The organism is Methylobacterium oryzae (assembly GCF_036441375.1).
Classification (GTDB): domain Bacteria; phylum Pseudomonadota; class Alphaproteobacteria; order Rhizobiales; family Beijerinckiaceae; genus Methylobacterium; species Methylobacterium oryzae_A.
On record NZ_MLCA01000010.1, the window covers coordinates 294,108 to 310,791 of the forward strand.

A 16,684-nucleotide genomic window follows, 5' to 3' on the forward strand; every position below is an offset into this window, starting at 1 on the left:
GCCGGTGGACAGGCGCACCACCGATATCCACAGCCCCGCGCGCGAGGGGCGGGAAAAGCGCTCAGCGCGCGATGTGCCGGACCGAGAGCGCCAGCACGGCGAGCCAGACGAGCGCCGAGAGACTCACGACGAACCCGCGCAGGATCGCCGTCTCGAGCGCCGCGTGCGCGGAGCGCTGATCCGGCGCTCGCGGCGCGCCGTCCTTCCGCGCAGGCGCCGGACGCGACGGGAGCGGACGCCGCTCCGGCACGGCGAGCAGGCGCGTCAGGCTGTCGGGGAGCGGTCTCGGTTCGGGCTGCACGGCACCGCGAGCCTACAGGGCACCGGGCCGGGGCGACAAGCCGGGGCAAGGAGCCGGGCGCGGCGACCCGATTTGTCGCGCTCCGGCCCCATGCTACAGCTCGCCGCCGGGGCGGCCAGTCAGCCCGTCGGTCCGCGCGCATGTCCCTGCCACCTGTTCTGATCACCGGCGTCGCCGGCTTCATCGGGAACCAGCTCGCCCTGCGCCTGCTCGAGGCCGGCCGACCAGTCGTCGGCCTGGACAGCGTCAACGCCTACTACGACGTGCGGCTCAAGGAAGCCCGGCTGCAGCGCCTCGCGGGCTTCCCGGGCTACAGCTTCGCGCGCCTCGACCTCGCCGACCGCGAGGGGCTCGACGCGCTGTTCCGCCGCCACGCGTTCCGGACGGTGATCCACCTCGCGGCCCAGGCGGGCGTGCGCCACTCGCTCACCGACCCGCACGCCTACGCGGCGAGCAACCTCGTCGGCTTCCTGAACATCCTCGAGGCCTGCCGCCACGGCGATGTCGGGCACCTGCTCTACGCCTCGTCGAGCTCCGTCTACGGCGGCGTCACGGCGATGCCGTTCTCGGTGCACCAGAACGTCGACCATCCGCTCAGCCTCTACGCCGCGACCAAGAAGGCGAACGAGCTGATGGCGCACAGCTACAGCCATCTCTACGGCCTGCCGACCACGGGCCTGCGCTTCTTCACCGTCTACGGCCCCTGGGGCCGGCCCGACATGGCGCTGTACCTGTTCACCCGCGCCATCCTGGCGGGCGAACCGATCCGCGTCTTCAACGAAGGGCGGATGCTCCGGGACTTCACCTACATCGACGACATCGTCGCGGGGATCCGGGCTCTGGCGGAGCGGCCGGCCGCGCCGGACCCCGCGTGGAGCGGCGCGGCGCCGGATCCCGGGACCAGTTCCGCCCCCTACCGGATCTACAACATCGGCAACAACGAGCCGGTGGCGCTCCTGGAGATGATCGCGCTCCTCGAGGACGCCCTGGGCCGCAAGGCGGAGAAGGTTCTTCTGCCGATGCAGCCGGGCGACGTCCTGGCGACCTACGCCGACATCGACGATCTCGTGCGTGACGCCGGCTTCCGGCCCGCGACGCCGCTGAAGACGGGGATCGGGCACTTCGTCGACTGGTATCGGAGCTATCACGGCGCCTGAGGCCCGCGGGGCTCTCGGCCGCCCCGGGAGCCAATCCGATCACGCCGTGTTGAGGAGGGCGGAGACCTGCGACGGCCTCCGCTCTGCACACCGGCGCCGGCTTTCCCAGACTAGGCCGTTGCGCCCGCCGGGCAGATTCCTTTAGAGCTGTTCCAGGCAGGCAAGCTCTGCCAGCATCGCTGCCGCGACGGCGGCCAACAGGAGGAAATCCATGCGTTCACTCGTTTTCGGCGCCGTCCTTGCCGTTGTCATGCCTCTCGCGGCGCAGGCCCAGGAGGCCGGCGACGCCGCCGCCGGCGAGAAGGCGTTCGCCCCCTGCAAGGCGTGCCACAACTTCCAGAAGAACGGCGTGGGTCCTGACCTGAAGGGCGTCGTCGGCCGCAAGGCGGGCACCTACGAGGGCTACAACTACTCGGCCGCGCTGAAGAACTCGGGCATCACCTGGGACGAGGCCAACCTGCACGAGTGGCTGAAGAACCCGAAGGCGAAGGTGCCGGGCACCAAGATGATCTTCCAGGGCTACCCGGACGACAAGAAGATCAACGACGTGATCGCCTACCTCAAGACGCAGTCCTGAGGCGCAGGCCAGCACGAACCGGGAGCGGCCGCCCGGCCGCTCCCGGCCCTCGCTCAGCCTCCTAGTCGGGCATCAGCCCGGCCTGCAGGCTCAGCCTGAGCGTGACGAGATCGTGCAGCAGATCCTTGCGGCCCTGGATATCGAGACCGGTCAGGCCGCCCGCCTCGTCGGGAAGGCAGGCCAGCTCGTCGCGCAGGGACTCGCCGTCCGCGGTGAGGAAGATGCTGACCTGACGCTCGTCGACCCGGTCGCGGGCACGGCGCACCCGGCCGGAGGCTTCGAGGCGCTTCAGGAGCGGCGTCAGCGTCCCGGAATCCAGGAACAGGCGGTTCCCAATCTCCTTCACCGACAATCCGTCCTGCTCCCACAGAACCAGCAGGACGAGGTATTGCGGGTAGGTCAGTTCGTGGCGGCCCAGGAGGTTGCGGTAGGCGCGGCCGAAAGCGTGCGCGGCGGCGTACACTGCGAAGCATAGCTGGTTGTCGAGGCGCTGCCGTTCCTGCTGCGAAAGCTGGTCGGCACGCGTGTGCCCCGCCCGATCCGGCTTGGTGCCGATCTGCGAGACCGTGGGGCCTGACATAGGAAAACTCTCTCTGGTAAAGGCGGGCTCGCGTACCGGTATGGCGAGGGGCTACTCTTAGGCAGTTCGCTAAACCTATACAATTGGGGCGATCCACCAGGAGTTGCCACGCGTTCCGCGCGGGATCGCTCAGCGATCCATCAGCGGATGCAGATCGCGGACCATTGCCTTCAGGCGCTCGTCGAGCACGTGCGTGTAGATTTGCGTTGTCGAGATGTCGGCATGGCCGAGAAGCTCTTGGACGATGCGCAGGTCGGCGCCGTTCTGCAGAAGGTGACTGGCGAAGGCGTGGCGGAGCACGTGGGGGCTCACGCGCTCCGGGTCGAGGCCCGCTGCCGCCGCCAGCACCTTGAGATCGCGGGCGAAGGCCTGGCGGGTGAGATAGCCGCTGTCGCTGTCGGCTGGAAACAGCCACGCGGATTCCTCCGGCACGGCCGGAAGATGCGCCGCCATGGCGGCACGGGCCGCGTCGGTGAGGGGCACCAGGCGCTCGCGGCCACCCTTGCCCTTGACGATGAGGTAGCGCTCCTGACTCGCGCCCGCCGTGCGGGGCAGGGCGACCAGTTCCGAGACGCGCAGGCCCGTGGCGTAGAGCAGCTCGAGCAGGCACACCATCCGGCGCGCCCGCCGGGCCGGTCCCGGGGGCTGGTCGGCGCCGGCGGCCGCCTGCGCCGTGGCGAGCAGGCGGTCGACCTCGGCGATGGACAGCACCTTGGGCAGGGCACGCCCCCGGCGCGGACCGGATACCGCGACGCTCGGATCGCTCTCGGCGCCGCCCTCGGCGTAGAGGAACTTGTGGAAACCGCGCACGCAGGACAGGCGCCGCGCCGCCGAGGACGCCTTGAGGCCCCGGGTCTCGAGGTCGATCAGGAAGGCCCGGAGCGTGCCGGCATCCACGTCACCGAGTGCCGTTCCCGACCGCGCGAGGTAGTCGAGGTAGTCGTCCAGGTCCCGCCGGTAGGCGCTCAGTGTGTTGAGGCCGGCACCGCGCTCGGCGGCCAGCATGTCGAGATACTCGGCGACCTCGGGGCGGAGGGCCCGGGCGGCGTCGCCGCCGTCCTCCGGCTTGCTCAACGGTTGCCCGGCTGCAGCTTCGAGGCGGGGATGGTCACGCTCATCTCCCGCGGCGTCGGCTGCACGAAATTCGCGAGCGCGAACATGGCGGCGTAGACCAGACCCGCCAGGATCGCGATGGTGGCAAAGAAACGGAACAGGGTCGGCACGTCGGTCGAACCTCGGGCAGACGGGCGCTGGCGGCGGGAAGGGGCGGGCGGAGGCCTTCTGCGAGCCGCCGCCGGTGCCCGGGTTCGACCACGTGAACAAGGCGCTGACAAGGCCCACAACGACACAGCGATGCGTTTCGCAGGCCGCTTGAATCGCGCTAAGAGCCTGCCGCAGGATGTAGGGCTGCCCGGCGACAGACGACGGGCGCCGGTGACGAGGCGGGGACGCCACACGGATGCGATGCACGAGTCGATGCAGGAGGCCATGAGCGGGGAGGAGGCGGGGGAACCGATCGAGGCGCGTCTGCGCCGCGCGCTCGGCCTGCGCTCGATCGTGCTCGTCGGCCTCATGGGAGCCGGCAAGAGCACCGTCGGCCGGCGTCTGGCGAGCCGCCTCGGCCTCATCTTCAAGGATGCCGATATCGAGATCGAAGCCGCGGCCGGCCTGACGATCCCCGACATCTTCGCCATCTACGGCGAGCCGAGTTTCCGCGACGGCGAGGAGCGGGTGATCTCGCGGCTGCTGCGGGCCGGCCCGCTGGTCCTGGCGACCGGCGGCGGCGCCTACCTGCGCGAGGCGACCCGCGCCCGCATCGCGGAGTCCGCGGTCTCGGTCTGGCTGAAGGCCGACCTGGACGTGCTGATGCGGCGCGTGCGCAAGCGGGGCAACCGTCCGCTGCTGCAGACCGAGGATCCCGAGGCGACGATGCGGGACCTGATGGCCGTGCGCCATCCGGTCTACGCCGCCGCGGACGTGATGGTCATCTCGCGGGAGGTGTCGCACGATCGGGTCGTCCAGGACGTGCTGGAGGCGCTGGACGCCCATCTCAGCGGCGAAGGATCCATCCCCGTGGCCGCCCAGTGAGACCCGAGCGAACCGACCCATGACCGTGCCCCGTCCGGACCTCCTGACCGTCCACGTGCCCCTCGACGCGGGCCGCGCCTACGACATCCAGATCGGGCGCGGGCTGATCGACACGGCCGGCGCCGCCGTCGCCGCGCTCGGGGGCCGCCGGGCGGCGATCGTGACGGACGCGACGGTGGGCGCGCTCTACGCGGCGCGGCTGCGAACGAGCCTGGAGCGCGCCGGTCTCCAGGCCGGCGTGGTGACGGTGGCGCCGGGCGAAGCCTCCAAGTCCTACGCGGGCTACGCGGAGGTCTGCGACGGGCTGCTGGCCCTGAAGGTGGAGCGCGGCGACCTCGTCGTGGCGCTGGGCGGGGGCGTGGTCGGCGACCTCGCGGGCTTCGCGGCCGCCACCCTGCGGCGCGGCGTGCGCTTCGTGCAGGTGCCGACGAGCCTGCTCGCGCAGGTCGATTCCTCGGTCGGCGGCAAGACGGGGATCAACGCGCCGCTGGGCAAGAACCTGATCGGCGCCTTCCACCAGCCGCGCCTCGTCCTCGCCGACACGGCCGCCCTCGACACCCTGTCCGAGCGCGAGATGCGCGCCGGCTACGCCGAAGTCGCCAAATACGGGCTGATCGCCGATCCGGGATTCTTCGACTGGTGCGAGGCCAATTGGCGCGGGATCTTCGCGGGTGGCCCGGAGCGCGAGCAGGCGGTCGCGTCCTGCTGCCGGGCCAAGGCCGCGGTGGTGACCCGCGACGAGCGGGAGGACGGGGAGCGGGCGCTGCTCAATCTCGGCCACACCTTCGGCCACGCCCTGGAGCGTCTGACCGGCTACGAGTCCGCCCGGCTGGTTCACGGCGAGGGCGTGGCCATCGGGATGGCCCTGGCCTTCCGGTTCTCGGCCCGGCTGGGGCTCTGCGCCGGCCAGGATGCCGGGCGCGTCGCCAACCACCTCGCGCTCGCCGGCCTGCCGACGCGTCTGCAGGCCGTCCCGGGCGGATGCGGCGATGTCGAGGCGCTCCTCGACGCGATGACCCAGGACAAGAAGGTCCGCGACGGCGCGCTGACCTTCATCCTCGCCCGCGGGATCGGCCAGAGCTTCATCGCCCCGGGGGTGGACCGGGCGGAGGTCGCGGCTTTCCTGCGGGAAGAACTGGCCGCGGACCGGGCCGCATGAGGCCCGCAAGAGCCTGCTGTGGCCTTGCCTAACGCGGGCCGGGCCGCTATGAGCCTGCCACGTCCGGCGCCGGACACCGCGCGTCGCTGACGGTCCCGTGAGGGCCAGGGCCGCAATAGCTCAGCTGGTAGAGCACCTCATTCGTAATGAGGGGGTCGGGGGTTCGAATCCCTCTTGCGGCACCACTCCTTTCCAAGCCGGAAGCCTGTTCCTGCAAGCCCTGCAGCGCCCGAGCCGTCCCGACGGCCCGCGCCGGTTCGAGCCCGCAGCCCCTGTATCCGGCTCGCGGGCCGCGTCACACGCTCATGCCATGGCGAGCACTGCCGCGATCACCGCCACGCCGACGGCGAGCCACGTCGCGCAATCGCCGATCAGGCCGCTGTGGAGGACCTCCAGAGCCCGGGTCGGCGCCGACTGCGAGGCGCTGAGCGGCCGCACCACCTGCGCCGGAAGATGCCGGCGGAACAGGCCGTAGCCCGCCCCCGCCAGCGCGGCGGCGACCGAGGCCCAGGGCAGCCAGCCGGGGCCCTCTGCCAGCGCAGCCACGGTCGGCCGGTGCATGAAGGCCGACACCGCCCGGGGAAGGGCATGCTCGATGACGCTCGCGGGCAGTCCGACATCGAGGGCGAGCAGGACGCAGCACGGCGCCAGCATCAGCCACAGCGGCCGGTTGGCCTTCTCGCGCTCGTCCTCGCTGGGGGCTCCGGCCTCGTCGCCGGGATCGGGCCCGAGCCCGAGGAAGATGCGGCCCGCCGCCCGCAGCACCGCCGCGCCGGTCAGTGCCGCGCCGATGACGCCGGCCGCCAGCGCGAGCCCGTGCCCCTGCTGCGCCATCGCCCCCTGGACGAGGCGCGTGCCCTGGTCGAGCACGCCGAGGGGCAGGCCACAGAGCAGCAGCCCGGCGAGAGCCATGGCGACCCCGGCCGGCCGGATCTCCCGGCCGAGGCCGCGCAGGGCGATCTCGTCGACACTGGCCTGGGTGGCGAGCAGGATGCCGGCGACCATGAACAGGGCGCCCTTCACCAGCCCGTGGCCCACCACGTAGACCAGCATCCCGCCCGTCCCGTCGACCGAGAGGGCGCCGAGACCGGTGAGCATGATCCCGGCATGGGAGATCGTCGAGAAGGCGAGCAGCCGCTTCAGGTGCCGCTGCAGCAGGGCCATCCAGCCGCCCAGGAGGGCGGTGAAGCTGCCCAGGCCGATGAGGAGCCCCGGCAGGGCGTGCTGGACCTGATCGGAGCCGCCGAACACGACGGCGCTCACCTTCGCGAGGCCGAAGAGCCCGAGGGACACCATCGATCCGGAGAAGATTACCGAGACCGGGCTCGGCGCCACCGCGTGGGCGTCGGCGAGCCAGAACTGGAACGGCACGATCGCGCCCTTGATCATCAGGGCGGCCGCCACGAGACAGAACGCCCCGGCCACCACCGGATCCCGGCCGCCCCGCGCCACCGCGGCCGCGATGCCGTCGAAGTCGAGCGTGCCGGTCTGGGCGTAGATCAGGCCGATGCCGCCGAGCATCAGGAAGCCCGCGAGGCTGTTGATCACCGTGAAGTTGATCGCCCCCGCGAGCGACGATTCCGCCAAGTGGTAGGCGGTCAGCGCGAAGGCGGCGACGCTCATCACCTCGAACCACACGAACAGGTTGAACATGTCGCGGGTGAAGCAGAACCCGACCATCGCGGCCAGGAACAGCAGCATCAGGATGTGGAAGTGGCCGTGGGTGCGGTCGAAGAAGCCCCAGGCGAACACGAAGGTCAGGGCGTAGAGCAGCCCGATGAAGGCCGCGACCCAGCCGCTGGCCTCGTCCACCGAGAAGCCGATCCCGAGATGGACGCCGTCGCGCGGCTCCCAGCCGCCGAACCAGTAGACCAGCGGCCCGTCGGCGGCGTGTGTGGCGATGACGCCGCAGAGCACCGCGACGGTGAGCGCCGCCAGCGTCGCCAGGATGTCGGGCAGGCGGCCGGGCAGGACGTGCGCGGTCGCCAGCATCGCGGCGCAGACCACGAGCGGGACGGCGACGGGCAGGGGCAGGAGGGCGGCCGGGAAGGCGGTCACGCGGCGTTCCGCTCCGAGTCGCGCACGCGGCTGGATCCCGCATCGCGCCCGGACTTGCCGCCCGCGCGCATCGGCCGGAGCTTCTCCGGGTCCAGGCTGCCGCCGCGCTTGTAGGCCTGGATGGTCAGGACGAGGAGGAGGGCGGTGAGCGTCGCGCCGACCACGATGTCGGTGAGCACCAGCGCCTGCATGACCGGGTCCACGGCGGGTGTTCCCGGCGGGTGGTCGTAGAAGATCGGCGCGATGCTGCCCCAGCGATAGCCGAGGCCGAGCAGGAGCACGTAGGTCGCCGACTGGCAGACGCCGAGGCACCCCACGAGGTGGATGAAGTTGCGGCTCGTGGCGATGCCGTAGAGGCCGATCCCGAACAGCCACGCGGCGACCGCGTAGGGCAGAAAACTGGTGACCGCACTCACGCGGATTCCTCCCCCGGCTCCTCGGGCGCGTCGGCCTCGCGGGTCTCCTCCATGAATTCCAGGAAGAGCTGCGTGAAGCCGCCCGTCACCGCCAGGGCGACGCCGAGATTCTCGACGAGCATCAGGCCGCCCGAGAACAGGTCGCGGAAGGTGCCGAGCGGCAGGATGTTCTGCATGAAGGCGGCACCGGTCAGCATCGGCGCCAGCCCGCACAGGGCGAAGAGCAAGGCGCCGCCGCCCTCCAGGGCGTCGAGCCAGTGGCTGCGGATGGCGTCGCGCCAGCCGGCATAGCCCTCGCCGAGGTAGATCAGCAGGGTCCCGGAGGCGAGGATGACGCCGCCCTGGAAGCCGCCGCCCGGCGTGACGGTCGCGTGCAGCACGACGTAGAGGCCGAACAGGGCGGTGAGCGGGCCGGCGATCCGGCAGGCCAGCACCACCGCCTCCGAGCGCGGGATCACGGCCCGTCCGGGCCGGCGCATGGCGCGCCCGGTCGTGCCCTCGCCGCGCCGCCCGCGCAGCAGCACCACCGTCCCGGTGATGGCGGCGAGCAGCATGAACTCCTCGCCGAGGGTGTCGAGGCCGCGCAGGTCGAAGTTGATCGCGCTGACCATGTTGGCGACGTGCCGGGCCTCCGGGGTGATCGCGTTGATGCGCGCGCCGTACTGGGCGATCGTCGATCCGAAGGGCGGCAGCCCGGCGATCACCTCCGCCGCGCCGGGAAGCAGGACGAGGCCCGCGAGGACCAGCAGCGCGACGCGGAGGCGCGGGCTCACGATTTCTCCTCGGGCGGCTGCGTCCGCACCGCCATCAGGGCCACGAGGAAGAGGAGCGGCACCGCCGCCGAGCCCACTGCCAGCTCCGAGAGCGCCACGTCGGGGGCCTGGAGCGCGTCGAACAGGATCGCCAGGACGAGCCCGTTGACCGCGATGGCGAAGACCTGCCGCGCGGGATCGCGCACGAGGACCACGGCGGTGCCGGAGATAGCGGTCAAGAGGAAGAGCAGCGGCAGGATCACCGTCATGCCGAGCGGCCCTCGCGCATCAGCACGGCACGGCCGGACACGTGCGACAGCACCGCCGCCCAGCCGAGGAACACCACCATCATCACCAGGATCTTGAGGGAGCGCCCGGAGATGCCGTCGGCCAGGAAGGCCGCCACCGTGACGGAGATCGAGGCCGCGACGTTCAGGAAGGCGACGGCGTGCATGCGGTCGAGCGCCCGGGGCAGACGCCAGAGGGCGAGCGCCGCGAGCCACGCGGCTGCCACGGCGACAGCCAGGACCGAGCCGATCACGACGCTCATATCCAGCGCTCTAGGAAGACCGCGAGCAGCATCGTGCCGGGCAGGTTGAGCAGGACCAGGGTGAGGGCGAGGTCGGTGATCGACGCCTGGTCGGTGGCGAACGCCATGAGCGTCAGGATCAGGACCGTGACGCTGCCGACGAGCTGGTAGGCTACGAAACGCTGGCCGGGCGGGCCCCGCCACGCCAGGACCGCGGCCAGGGCGAGCGGCGGCAGCAGCGCTAGGATGGCGGCGGTCCAGACGCTCATCGCGCCTCCTCCAGGCCGTGCGTCACCACCGTTCCGTGGACGCGGTCGAGGGTGAGCACGTAGCTGTCGGGGGCGAGGGAGGCGGTCAGGAGCCCGACGGCCCGCGTGGCCGGCGCCGCCTCACCGTCCGGCGTGGCCCAGGCGAGGTCGGCGGCGCTCCGCTCGCGGGTCGCGCCGCCGCCGGCGGCGCTCCGCTCGCGGGTCGCGCCGCCGCCGGCGCGCCCGAGAACGGCGCGCAGGAGGTGCAGCCCGACGCGGGCGGTCTGGCGCGGCATGGCGAGGATGGCCGGAGCGAGCGGACGCAGCGATTCCCGATCGAAGCGGAAGCGCAGCCCGCCGCGCCGCCCGACGCTCCACCACCAGAGCGTCCCGAGACTGGCGCACCCGACGGCGGCCAGCCCCTCGTTCAGGCTCACCGAGCCGGCGAAGACCATGTAGGTGACGGTGAGGACGACCCAGATCGCCGCGCCGTCACGCCTCGAACGCTGCCTGATCCCGCTGATCGGTCCTGCCCGCATCGATCCTGACCGGCGCGCCCCGCGGAAGCGTGACCATGCGCATGTCCGATCAAACGTGGCCGCGGGCGTCGGCGTTCCCGGAACCCGGAGACACGGTTCCGTGTAGGGCGATGAGGGGTGGGAGTGCCCATGAAAGCTGAGATCCTCACGATCCGCTTCGTCCACGAGGGCTGGAGCCGCTTCGGAATCGCGCGGGTGCGCCTCGCCGACGGCGCCGTCGTCGAGCGCGAGATCGAGGACCACGGCAACTCGGTCGGGATCCTGCCCTACGACCCGGAGCGCAGGGTCGCGACGCTCGTGCGCGAGCTGCGCGTGCCGCCGCTGTTCGCGGCCGGCGAGCAGGTCCAGCTGGAAGCCCCGGCGGGGATGATCGACGCCGGCAGCCCGGAGGAGAATGCCCGCCGGGAGGCGATGGAGGAGGTGGGCCTGCGCCTGGGGGCGCTCGAGTTCGTCGGCGCCACCTATTCCTGCGCCAGCCTGACCACCGAGAAGATCCACCTCTACCTCGCGCCCTACGGCCGGGCGGACCGCGTCGAGGCTGGCGGCGGGGCCGAGGATGAGCACGAGAACATCCGGGTGATCGAGATGCCGCTGGCCGAGCTCGCCGCCCGCGCCGACCGCGCCGAGATCACCGACCTGAAGACGCTCACCCTGATCCTGGCGCTCCGCGCACGCCATCCGGAGCTGTTCGTCCCGTGAGACGCCGCCCCGCGCTCGCCCGCGGGCTGCTGACCGCGCTGGTGCTCGTCGGCGTCGCGTGGATCGCCTTCCACCTGCGCTGAACGCGGTCCTGGCGGGCCGCGCCGGACGGGTTCGGCGCGTCGAAGAAGCGGCGTCCTGTCTTGATCGCCGGCCGCGGCGGGCCCATCGTCTCGGTCGGACTCGGGAGGTCACCGGATGACGCGCGCCTGCATCGTGGGCTGGGCCCACACCCCCTTCGGCAAGCTGGAGGAGCCCGATGTCGAGGGGCTCATCGCCCGCGTCTCGGGCGACGCGCTGGCCCATGCCGGCGTCGAGGACTCGCAGGTCGACGGCATCTACGTGGGCTCGATAAACACCGGCTTCTCGAAGCAGGGCTTCGAGGGCTCGCTGGTTGCGGTGAACCGGCCGGGCCTCGCCCACGCCCCCGCGACCCACCTCGAGAACGCCTGCGCCACCGGCTCGGCGGCGCTCTACGCGGCCCTCGACTTCGTCGACAGCGGCCGCGGCCGCGTCGCCCTGGTGATCGGAGCCGAGAAGATGACGGCCAAGACCGTCGCCGAGACCGGCGACATCCTGCTGGGCGCCTCATACCGGAAGGAGGAGGCCGACATCGAGGGCGGCTTCGCGGGCGTGTTCGGGCGGATCGCGGCGGGCTATTTCCAGCGCTACGGCGACCGCAGCGAGGAGCTGGCCCGCATCGCCGCCAAGAACCACCGCAACGGTGTCGGCAACCCCTACGCGCAGCTGCGCAAGGATCTCGGCTTCGACTTCTGCAACCGGGTCTCGGAGAAGAACCCCTACGTGGCGGCGCCCCTGCGCCGCACCGACTGCTCGCTGATCTCGGACGGCGCCGCGGCCCTGGTGGTGGCGGATGCCGAGACGGCCGAGGGCCTGGAGCGGGCGATCGGCTTCCGGGCCCGGGCCCACGTCAACGACATCCTGCCCCTGTCCCGCCGCGACCCGGCGGAGTTCAAGGGCGCGCGGATGGCCTGGGAGAAGGCGCGGGCCCAGGCCGGGATCGCCAACGAGGACCTTTCCTTCGTGGAGACCCACGACTGTTTCACCATCGCCGAGCTCATCGAGTACGAGGCGATGGGCCTCGCCGCGCCGGGCGAGGGCTACCGCGTGGTGCGCGAGGGGCTGGCCGAGAAGGGCGGCCGGCTGCCGATCAACCCGTCCGGCGGCCTGAAGGCCAAGGGCCATCCGGTCGGCGCCACCGGCGTGTCGATGCACGTCATGGCCTGCCTCCAGCTCATGGGCGAGGCGGGCGAGATGCAGGTGCCCGGGGCGGAACTCGCCGGGATCTTCAACATGGGTGGCGCGGCGGTGGCCAACTACGTGTCGATCCTGGAGCGGCGGCGCTGAGGCGATTCCGGGCGCGTTCCGGCGTCACGCTTCGCCGGTCGCAGGATAACGCTGTCGGCTCCAGCGTTTCCCGAACGCCTGCGGGGTTGTCGAAACAAGCTGCGGGTCCGGTGACCTCGGCTCAGGGTTGAGCGCGGGGCCCCTCTCCCGGGCGGGAGAGGGACAGGGTGGGGGATCAGGTCTTTCCGGATGGCGCGCGATGTCGGCGCGTCGGTGGCGCACGCGATCCTGAACCCTCTCATCGCTTCCCCCCGACCCTCTCCCGCACGGGAGAGGGGGCCTGTCGCCCCGCTCAGCCCAGCCGATCGAGGGCCTGCTTGAGATCGGCGATCAGGTCGGCCTCGGTCTCCAGCCCGATCGAGAGCCGGACGGTCTCGGGCCCCACCTGCGCGGCGGCCTTCTCGTGCTCCGGCAGCTGCCGGTGCGTGGTCGAGGACGGGTGGATCGCCAGCGACTTGATCTCGCCGATATTCACCAGGTGCGAGATCAGCTCCAGCCCGGCGATGAACGCCAGTGCCGCCGGCTCGCCGCCCTTCAGCGCGAAGGTGAAGATCGAGCCCGGGCCGTCCGGCGTGTAGCGACGGGCGAGCGCCTCGCCGGGCTGGCCCGGCAGCATCGGGTAGCTCACCCACGCGACCGCCGGGTGATCCTTCAGGAAGGCCGCCACCGCCCGCGCGTTGGCGCAGTGCCGCTCCATGCGCAGCGGCAGGGTCTCGATCCCCATGAGCGTCAGGAACGCGTTCATCGGCGACAGGCCGGGGCCGAGGTCGCGCAGACCGAAGAACCGGCAGGCGGCGGCGAACGGCGTCTCCGGGAAGGCCTCGGTGAGCACCAGCCCGTCGTAGTCCGGCCAGGGCTCGGTGATCAGGTTGTAGCCGCCCGCCTTCGCCCAGTCGAAGCGGCCGGCGTCGCAGATCACGCCGCCGATGGTCTGGCCGGAGCCGCTCAGGAACTTCGAGGTGGAGTGCCAGACGATGTCGGCGCCGTGCTCGATCGGCCGGATCAGGGCCGGCGAGGCGAGGGTGTTGTCGACGACGAGCGGCAGGTTGTGGCGGCGGGCCACCGCGGCGATCCCGTCGAGGTCCACCACCGACGCGCAGGGGTTCACGATCGATTCGCAGAAGATGGCCCGGCAGTCCGGCGTGATCGCCGCCTCGAAATCCTCCGGGGCCATGCCGCGCGCGAAGCGCGGTTTCAGGTCGTAGCGCCCGTCGAGGCGGCGCATCAGGCCGAGCGACCCGCCGAACAGGCGCGGGGACGCGACATAGGCGTCGCCGCTCTTCAGCAGCGTCATGAGAACCAGCTGCATGGCCGACTGCCCGGAGGACACCGCCACCCCGGCCTTCGCGCCCTCCAGGTCGGCGATGCGGCGCTCCAGCGCGGCGACCGTCGGGTTGGAACCGCGCGAGTAGGAGAAGCCGGTCCGGCGTCCGGCGAAGATATCGGCGGCCTGCTCGGTCGAGTCGAAGACGAAACCGTTGGTGAAGTAGATCGGCTGGACCCGCGCGCCCGTGGCGGGGTCCGGCGCCGCGCCGGCATGGATGGCCCGGGTCGCGAAGCGGTGCGGTCGGTTCTGGTCCGTCATGGCTCTCGGTCGGGTGTTCGGGGCCCGGACCGGGTGTCAGCCCGAGCGGATCCGGGCGTCAAGCCGCGCGGTGGATGAAGGCCTGCAGGGTCCGGACCAGCGTGGTCGGCTCGTAGGGCTTCGGGATGAACCGGGCCCCCTCCGGCATGTCGTTGGGGCCGGGCGTGCCCATGCCCGACACGACCAGCACGGGGATCGACGGCCAGCGATGCGCCACGAGGCGCGCCAGGGCGAATCCGTCCATCGACCCCTGCGGCATGTCGACATCGGTCATCAGGACGCCGACGTCGTCGCGGTTCTCCAGGACCTTCAGCGCCTTGTCGGCGTGCGTCGCCTCGACGACGGTGAAGCCCGCATCCGCGAGGGTGTCCGAGGCCTCCATCAGCAGGAGGCCGTCATCTTCCACCAGGAGAACCACGGGTTGGTCGGACGGGCTATCTGACATCAGACCTGCGAAGGTGAGTCCTAATTCCGAAGTCCGCGCCCTATTCCTCCGGGGCTCTCCCCGTCAAGGCGCGGCCGGATCGCTCAGGCCGCCTCCTCGCGCTTGCCGAGGCGCTTGTCGAGGTAGGTGTCGACCGTCTGGGTCAGTTCCTCGACCTTCCCGTCGAAGAAATGGTTCGCGCCCTCGACCATCTGGTGCTCGATGATGACGCCCTTCTGGGTCTTCACCTTCTCAATCACCGGCATGACCTCGCGGGCGGGCGCCACCCGGTCTTCCGAGCCGTGCACGAACAGGCCGGAGGAAGGGCAGGGGGCCAGGAAGGTGAAGTCGTAACGGTTCGCCATGGCGGCGATGGAGATGAAGCCCTCGATCTCCGGGCGGCGCATCAGGAGCTGCATGCCGATCCAGGAGCCGAACGAGACGCCCGCGATCCAGCAGGACTTCGCCTCCGGGTTGACGGACTGCACCCAGTCGAGGGCGGCCGCGGCGTCCGACAGCTCACCCGAGCCGTGGTCGAACGATCCCTGACTGCGCCCGACCCCGCGGAAGTTGAAACGCAGGGCCGCGAAGCCGCGATTGGCGAAGGTGTAAAACAGGTTGTACACAATTTGGTTGTTCATCGTACCCCCGAACTGGGGGTGCGGGTGCAGGATGATGGCGATCGGTGCGCCGCGCTTCTTGGGGGCTTGGTAACGGCCTTCCAGGCGGCCGGCCGGGCCGGTGAAGATCACTTCGGGCATCGCTCGTCTCTCGCTCCGGAGATCGCCCGCCGGGCTATCGGCCCGGCGGCGCAGCAGCCTTGACTCGTCGCGCGCGCACCATAAAAGCAGTCTTAGAACAGTTCTAGGCGATTAGAACTGTTCTAAACAACCCGTCCGAAGCACCGCGTTGGCTGCCACGCCGACCGTGCCGGGTCGGCGGGATCTCATTTTCTCGGCGCGCCTTAGCACGGCGAGCCGGGGCGCGGGCAAGGAATTGTGACGCGCCGCAGCAGAGGGCTTAACGGAACGCGGATGAGCCGGGCACGGGCCTATCTCGACTACAACGCCACCGCCCCGGTTCGGCCGGCCGTCGCGGAGTCGGTCGCGCGCGCGCTCACGCTCACCGGGAACCCGTCCTCGATCCACGCGGAAGGCCGGGCTGCCCGGGCCGCGCTGGAAGCGGCCCGCGCTCAGGTCGCGGCCCTCGTGAATGCCCGGCCCGAGCAAGTCGTCTTCACCAGCGGCGGCACCGAGGCGGCGAACGCGGCCCTGTCCGGCGCGCTGCGTCGCCGCAGCGAGCCGGCACCGACGCGCCTTCTCCATTCGGCCACGGAGCATCCCTGCGTCGCGGCCGGCCACGGGTTCCCGGAGGCCGCCGCGGAGGCGCTGCCGGTCACGGCCGACGGCGTGGTCGACCTCGCTGCCCTAGAGGCACGTCTCGTCGCGCTGACGGGCGAGCGCCTGCTGCTCTCGGTCCATGCCGCCAACAACGAGACCGGCGCGGTGCAGCCGCTGGCCGAGATCGTCGGGCTGGCCCGGGCCCACGGCCGGACCCTGGTTCACAGCGACGCGGTGCAGGCGGCCGGCAAGATCCCCCTCGACATGGCACGCCTCGGGCTCGATGCCCTGACCCTGTCGGGCCACAAATTCGCGGCGCCGAAGGGTGTCGGCGCGCTGGTCCTGGCAGAGGATGTCATTCTGGCGAACGCGTTCCTGCGCGGCGGCGGCCAGGAGCGGCGGCAGCGCTGCGGCACCGAGTGCCTGCCGGCGATCGTCGGCATGGGCGAGGCCGCCCGGATCGCCCGCGAGGCGCTCGACCCCGAGGCCGCGCGCCTCTCGGCGCTCCGCGACCGGGTCGAGGCCGGCGTGCGCGCCATGGCGCCCGACGCGGTGGTGTTCGCCGCCGGCGCGCCGCGCCTGCCCAACACCCTGAGTTTCTCGGTCCCGGGGCTCGACGCGCCCTCGACCCTGATCGCCCTCGACCTCGCCGGCGTTGCGGTGTCGTCCGGCTCGGCCTGCTCCTCGGGCAAGGTCGCGCGCTCGGCGACGCTCGCCGCGATGGGCGTCGGTCCCGACCTCGCCGGGGGGGCGCTGCGCGTCAGCCTCGGCTGGAACACGGTGGACGAGGAGGTGGCATGCTTCCTCGACGCCTTCGAACGGGTCTTGCAGACCCTATATAGACGGCGAGGCCAGGCGGCCTGA

Annotated in this window: 21 protein-coding genes and 1 tRNA gene; 8 read left to right on the forward strand and 14 right to left on the reverse strand. The window is 71.6% G+C overall.

Features of this window, described 5'->3' with window-relative positions:
* Window positions 1-61 precede the first annotated feature (61 nt).
* The gene (locus tag MOTC310_RS19705; protein ID WP_331290070.1) at window positions 62-301 is read right to left on the reverse strand and encodes a hypothetical protein; all 240 of its coding nucleotides are present in this window, start codon (window positions 299-301) and stop codon (window positions 62-64) included.
* A gap of 140 nt (window positions 302-441) precedes the next feature.
* Between MOTC310_RS19705 and MOTC310_RS19710 the strand changes: the two genes are divergently transcribed.
* Together MOTC310_RS19710 and MOTC310_RS19715 are read left to right on the forward strand one after the other, a co-directional pair.
* The gene (locus MOTC310_RS19710) at window positions 442-1,458 is read left to right on the forward strand and encodes an NAD-dependent epimerase (protein ID WP_331303023.1); all 1,017 of its coding nucleotides are present in this window, start codon (window positions 442-444) and stop codon (window positions 1,456-1,458) included.
* A gap of 211 nt (window positions 1,459-1,669) precedes the next feature.
* Window positions 1,670-2,035 carry a c-type cytochrome gene (locus tag MOTC310_RS19715; protein ID WP_024831013.1) on the forward strand — a complete coding sequence of 122 codons (366 nt, stop codon included), beginning with the start codon at window positions 1,670-1,672 and terminating at the stop codon, window positions 2,033-2,035.
* 61 nt (window positions 2,036-2,096) lie between these two features.
* Here the strand turns inward: MOTC310_RS19715 and MOTC310_RS19720 are convergent, their stop codons facing one another.
* The 3 genes from MOTC310_RS19720 to MOTC310_RS19730 form a co-directional block, all read right to left on the reverse strand.
* Entirely contained in the window at window positions 2,097-2,615 is a 519-nt protein-coding gene (locus MOTC310_RS19720) for a MarR family winged helix-turn-helix transcriptional regulator (protein WP_331290068.1), read from the reverse strand.
* A 129-nt stretch (window positions 2,616-2,744) separates the two neighbouring features.
* On the reverse strand, window positions 2,745-3,620 hold the full coding sequence (locus MOTC310_RS19725; protein ID WP_419539943.1) for a site-specific tyrosine recombinase XerD: 876 nt from the start codon (window positions 3,618-3,620) through the stop codon (window positions 2,745-2,747).
* Window positions 3,621-3,685: 65 nt separating this feature from the next.
* Window positions 3,686-3,838 (reverse strand): histidine kinase, encoded by a 153-nt coding sequence (locus MOTC310_RS19730; RefSeq protein WP_331290066.1) that lies wholly within the window; start codon window positions 3,836-3,838, stop codon window positions 3,686-3,688.
* Between the two features lie 241 nt (window positions 3,839-4,079).
* On the opposite strand from MOTC310_RS19730, the gene MOTC310_RS19735 reads away from it, so the two are divergent.
* The 3 genes from MOTC310_RS19735 to MOTC310_RS19745 all read left to right on the forward strand — a co-directional run bounded on the left by MOTC310_RS19735 (window position 4,080) and on the right by MOTC310_RS19745 (window position 6,047).
* Window positions 4,080-4,703, forward strand: coding sequence for a shikimate kinase (locus tag MOTC310_RS19735; RefSeq protein ID WP_331303025.1), 624 nt, complete (start codon window positions 4,080-4,082; stop codon window positions 4,701-4,703).
* Between the two features lie 19 nt (window positions 4,704-4,722).
* Window positions 4,723-5,862 carry a 3-dehydroquinate synthase gene (aroB, locus tag MOTC310_RS19740; protein ID WP_331303026.1) on the forward strand — a complete coding sequence of 380 codons (1,140 nt, stop codon included), beginning with the start codon at window positions 4,723-4,725 and terminating at the stop codon, window positions 5,860-5,862.
* 109 nt (window positions 5,863-5,971) lie between these two features.
* A tRNA-Thr gene (locus MOTC310_RS19745) sits at window positions 5,972-6,047 on the forward strand.
* Between the two features lie 118 nt (window positions 6,048-6,165).
* Here MOTC310_RS19745 and MOTC310_RS19750 read toward each other — a convergent pair.
* The 7 genes from MOTC310_RS19750 to MOTC310_RS19780 are packed head-to-tail and all read right to left on the reverse strand — an operon-like array spanning window position 6,166 to window position 10,404.
* Window positions 6,166-7,920 carry a complex I subunit 5 family protein gene (locus MOTC310_RS19750; protein WP_331303027.1) on the reverse strand — a complete coding sequence of 585 codons (1,755 nt, stop codon included), beginning with the start codon at window positions 7,918-7,920 and terminating at the stop codon, window positions 6,166-6,168.
* Entirely contained in the window at window positions 7,917-8,336 is a 420-nt protein-coding gene (locus tag MOTC310_RS19755) for a sodium:proton antiporter (RefSeq protein WP_331303028.1), read from the reverse strand. Before MOTC310_RS19755 ends, MOTC310_RS19750 begins: the two co-directional genes overlap by 4 nt.
* Window positions 8,333-9,109, reverse strand: a complete 777-nt coding sequence (locus tag MOTC310_RS19760; RefSeq protein WP_331303029.1) for an MnhB domain-containing protein — start codon at window positions 9,107-9,109, stop codon at window positions 8,333-8,335. The genes MOTC310_RS19755 and MOTC310_RS19760 overlap by 4 nt, the downstream gene beginning before the upstream one ends.
* Window positions 9,106-9,357, reverse strand: coding sequence for a Na(+)/H(+) antiporter subunit B (locus MOTC310_RS19765; protein ID WP_331290060.1), 252 nt, complete (start codon window positions 9,355-9,357; stop codon window positions 9,106-9,108). The genes MOTC310_RS19760 and MOTC310_RS19765 overlap by 4 nt, the downstream gene beginning before the upstream one ends.
* Window positions 9,354-9,638, reverse strand: a complete 285-nt coding sequence (locus MOTC310_RS19770; protein ID WP_331303030.1) for a monovalent cation/H(+) antiporter subunit G — start codon at window positions 9,636-9,638, stop codon at window positions 9,354-9,356. Before MOTC310_RS19770 ends, MOTC310_RS19765 begins: the two co-directional genes overlap by 4 nt.
* Window positions 9,635-9,886: a monovalent cation/H+ antiporter complex subunit F gene (locus MOTC310_RS19775; protein ID WP_331303031.1), complete on the reverse strand. Its 252-nt coding sequence runs from the start codon at window positions 9,884-9,886 to the stop codon at window positions 9,635-9,637. The genes MOTC310_RS19770 and MOTC310_RS19775 overlap by 4 nt, the downstream gene beginning before the upstream one ends.
* Window positions 9,883-10,404: a hypothetical protein gene (locus tag MOTC310_RS19780; protein WP_331303032.1), complete on the reverse strand. Its 522-nt coding sequence runs from the start codon at window positions 10,402-10,404 to the stop codon at window positions 9,883-9,885. The genes MOTC310_RS19775 and MOTC310_RS19780 overlap by 4 nt, the downstream gene beginning before the upstream one ends.
* A 129-nt stretch (window positions 10,405-10,533) precedes the next feature.
* On the opposite strand from MOTC310_RS19780, the gene MOTC310_RS19785 reads away from it, so the two are divergent.
* Together MOTC310_RS19785 and MOTC310_RS19790 are read left to right on the forward strand one after the other, a co-directional pair.
* Window positions 10,534-11,103, forward strand: a complete 570-nt coding sequence (locus MOTC310_RS19785) for an NUDIX hydrolase (RefSeq protein ID WP_331303033.1) — start codon at window positions 10,534-10,536, stop codon at window positions 11,101-11,103.
* 198 nt (window positions 11,104-11,301) lie between these two features.
* Window positions 11,302-12,471 carry an acetyl-CoA acetyltransferase gene (locus MOTC310_RS19790; protein WP_331303034.1) on the forward strand — a complete coding sequence of 390 codons (1,170 nt, stop codon included), beginning with the start codon at window positions 11,302-11,304 and terminating at the stop codon, window positions 12,469-12,471.
* A 292-nt stretch (window positions 12,472-12,763) separates the two neighbouring features.
* On the opposite strand, the gene MOTC310_RS19795 is transcribed toward MOTC310_RS19790, so the two are convergent.
* The 3 genes from MOTC310_RS19795 to MOTC310_RS19805 all read right to left on the reverse strand — a co-directional run bounded on the left by MOTC310_RS19795 (window position 12,764) and on the right by MOTC310_RS19805 (window position 15,241).
* On the reverse strand, window positions 12,764-14,056 hold the full coding sequence (locus MOTC310_RS19795) for an O-acetylhomoserine aminocarboxypropyltransferase/cysteine synthase family protein (RefSeq protein ID WP_331303035.1): 1,293 nt from the start codon (window positions 14,054-14,056) through the stop codon (window positions 12,764-12,766).
* Window positions 14,057-14,114: 58 nt separating this feature from the next.
* Window positions 14,115-14,501, reverse strand: a complete 387-nt coding sequence (locus MOTC310_RS19800) for a response regulator (protein WP_331290053.1) — start codon at window positions 14,499-14,501, stop codon at window positions 14,115-14,117.
* A gap of 83 nt (window positions 14,502-14,584) precedes the next feature.
* Entirely contained in the window at window positions 14,585-15,241 is a 657-nt protein-coding gene (locus MOTC310_RS19805; protein WP_010686946.1) for an alpha/beta hydrolase, read from the reverse strand.
* A gap of 273 nt (window positions 15,242-15,514) precedes the next feature.
* On the opposite strand from MOTC310_RS19805, the gene MOTC310_RS19810 reads away from it, so the two are divergent.
* Entirely contained in the window at window positions 15,515-16,684 is a 1,170-nt protein-coding gene (locus tag MOTC310_RS19810) for a cysteine desulfurase family protein (protein WP_331303036.1), read from the forward strand.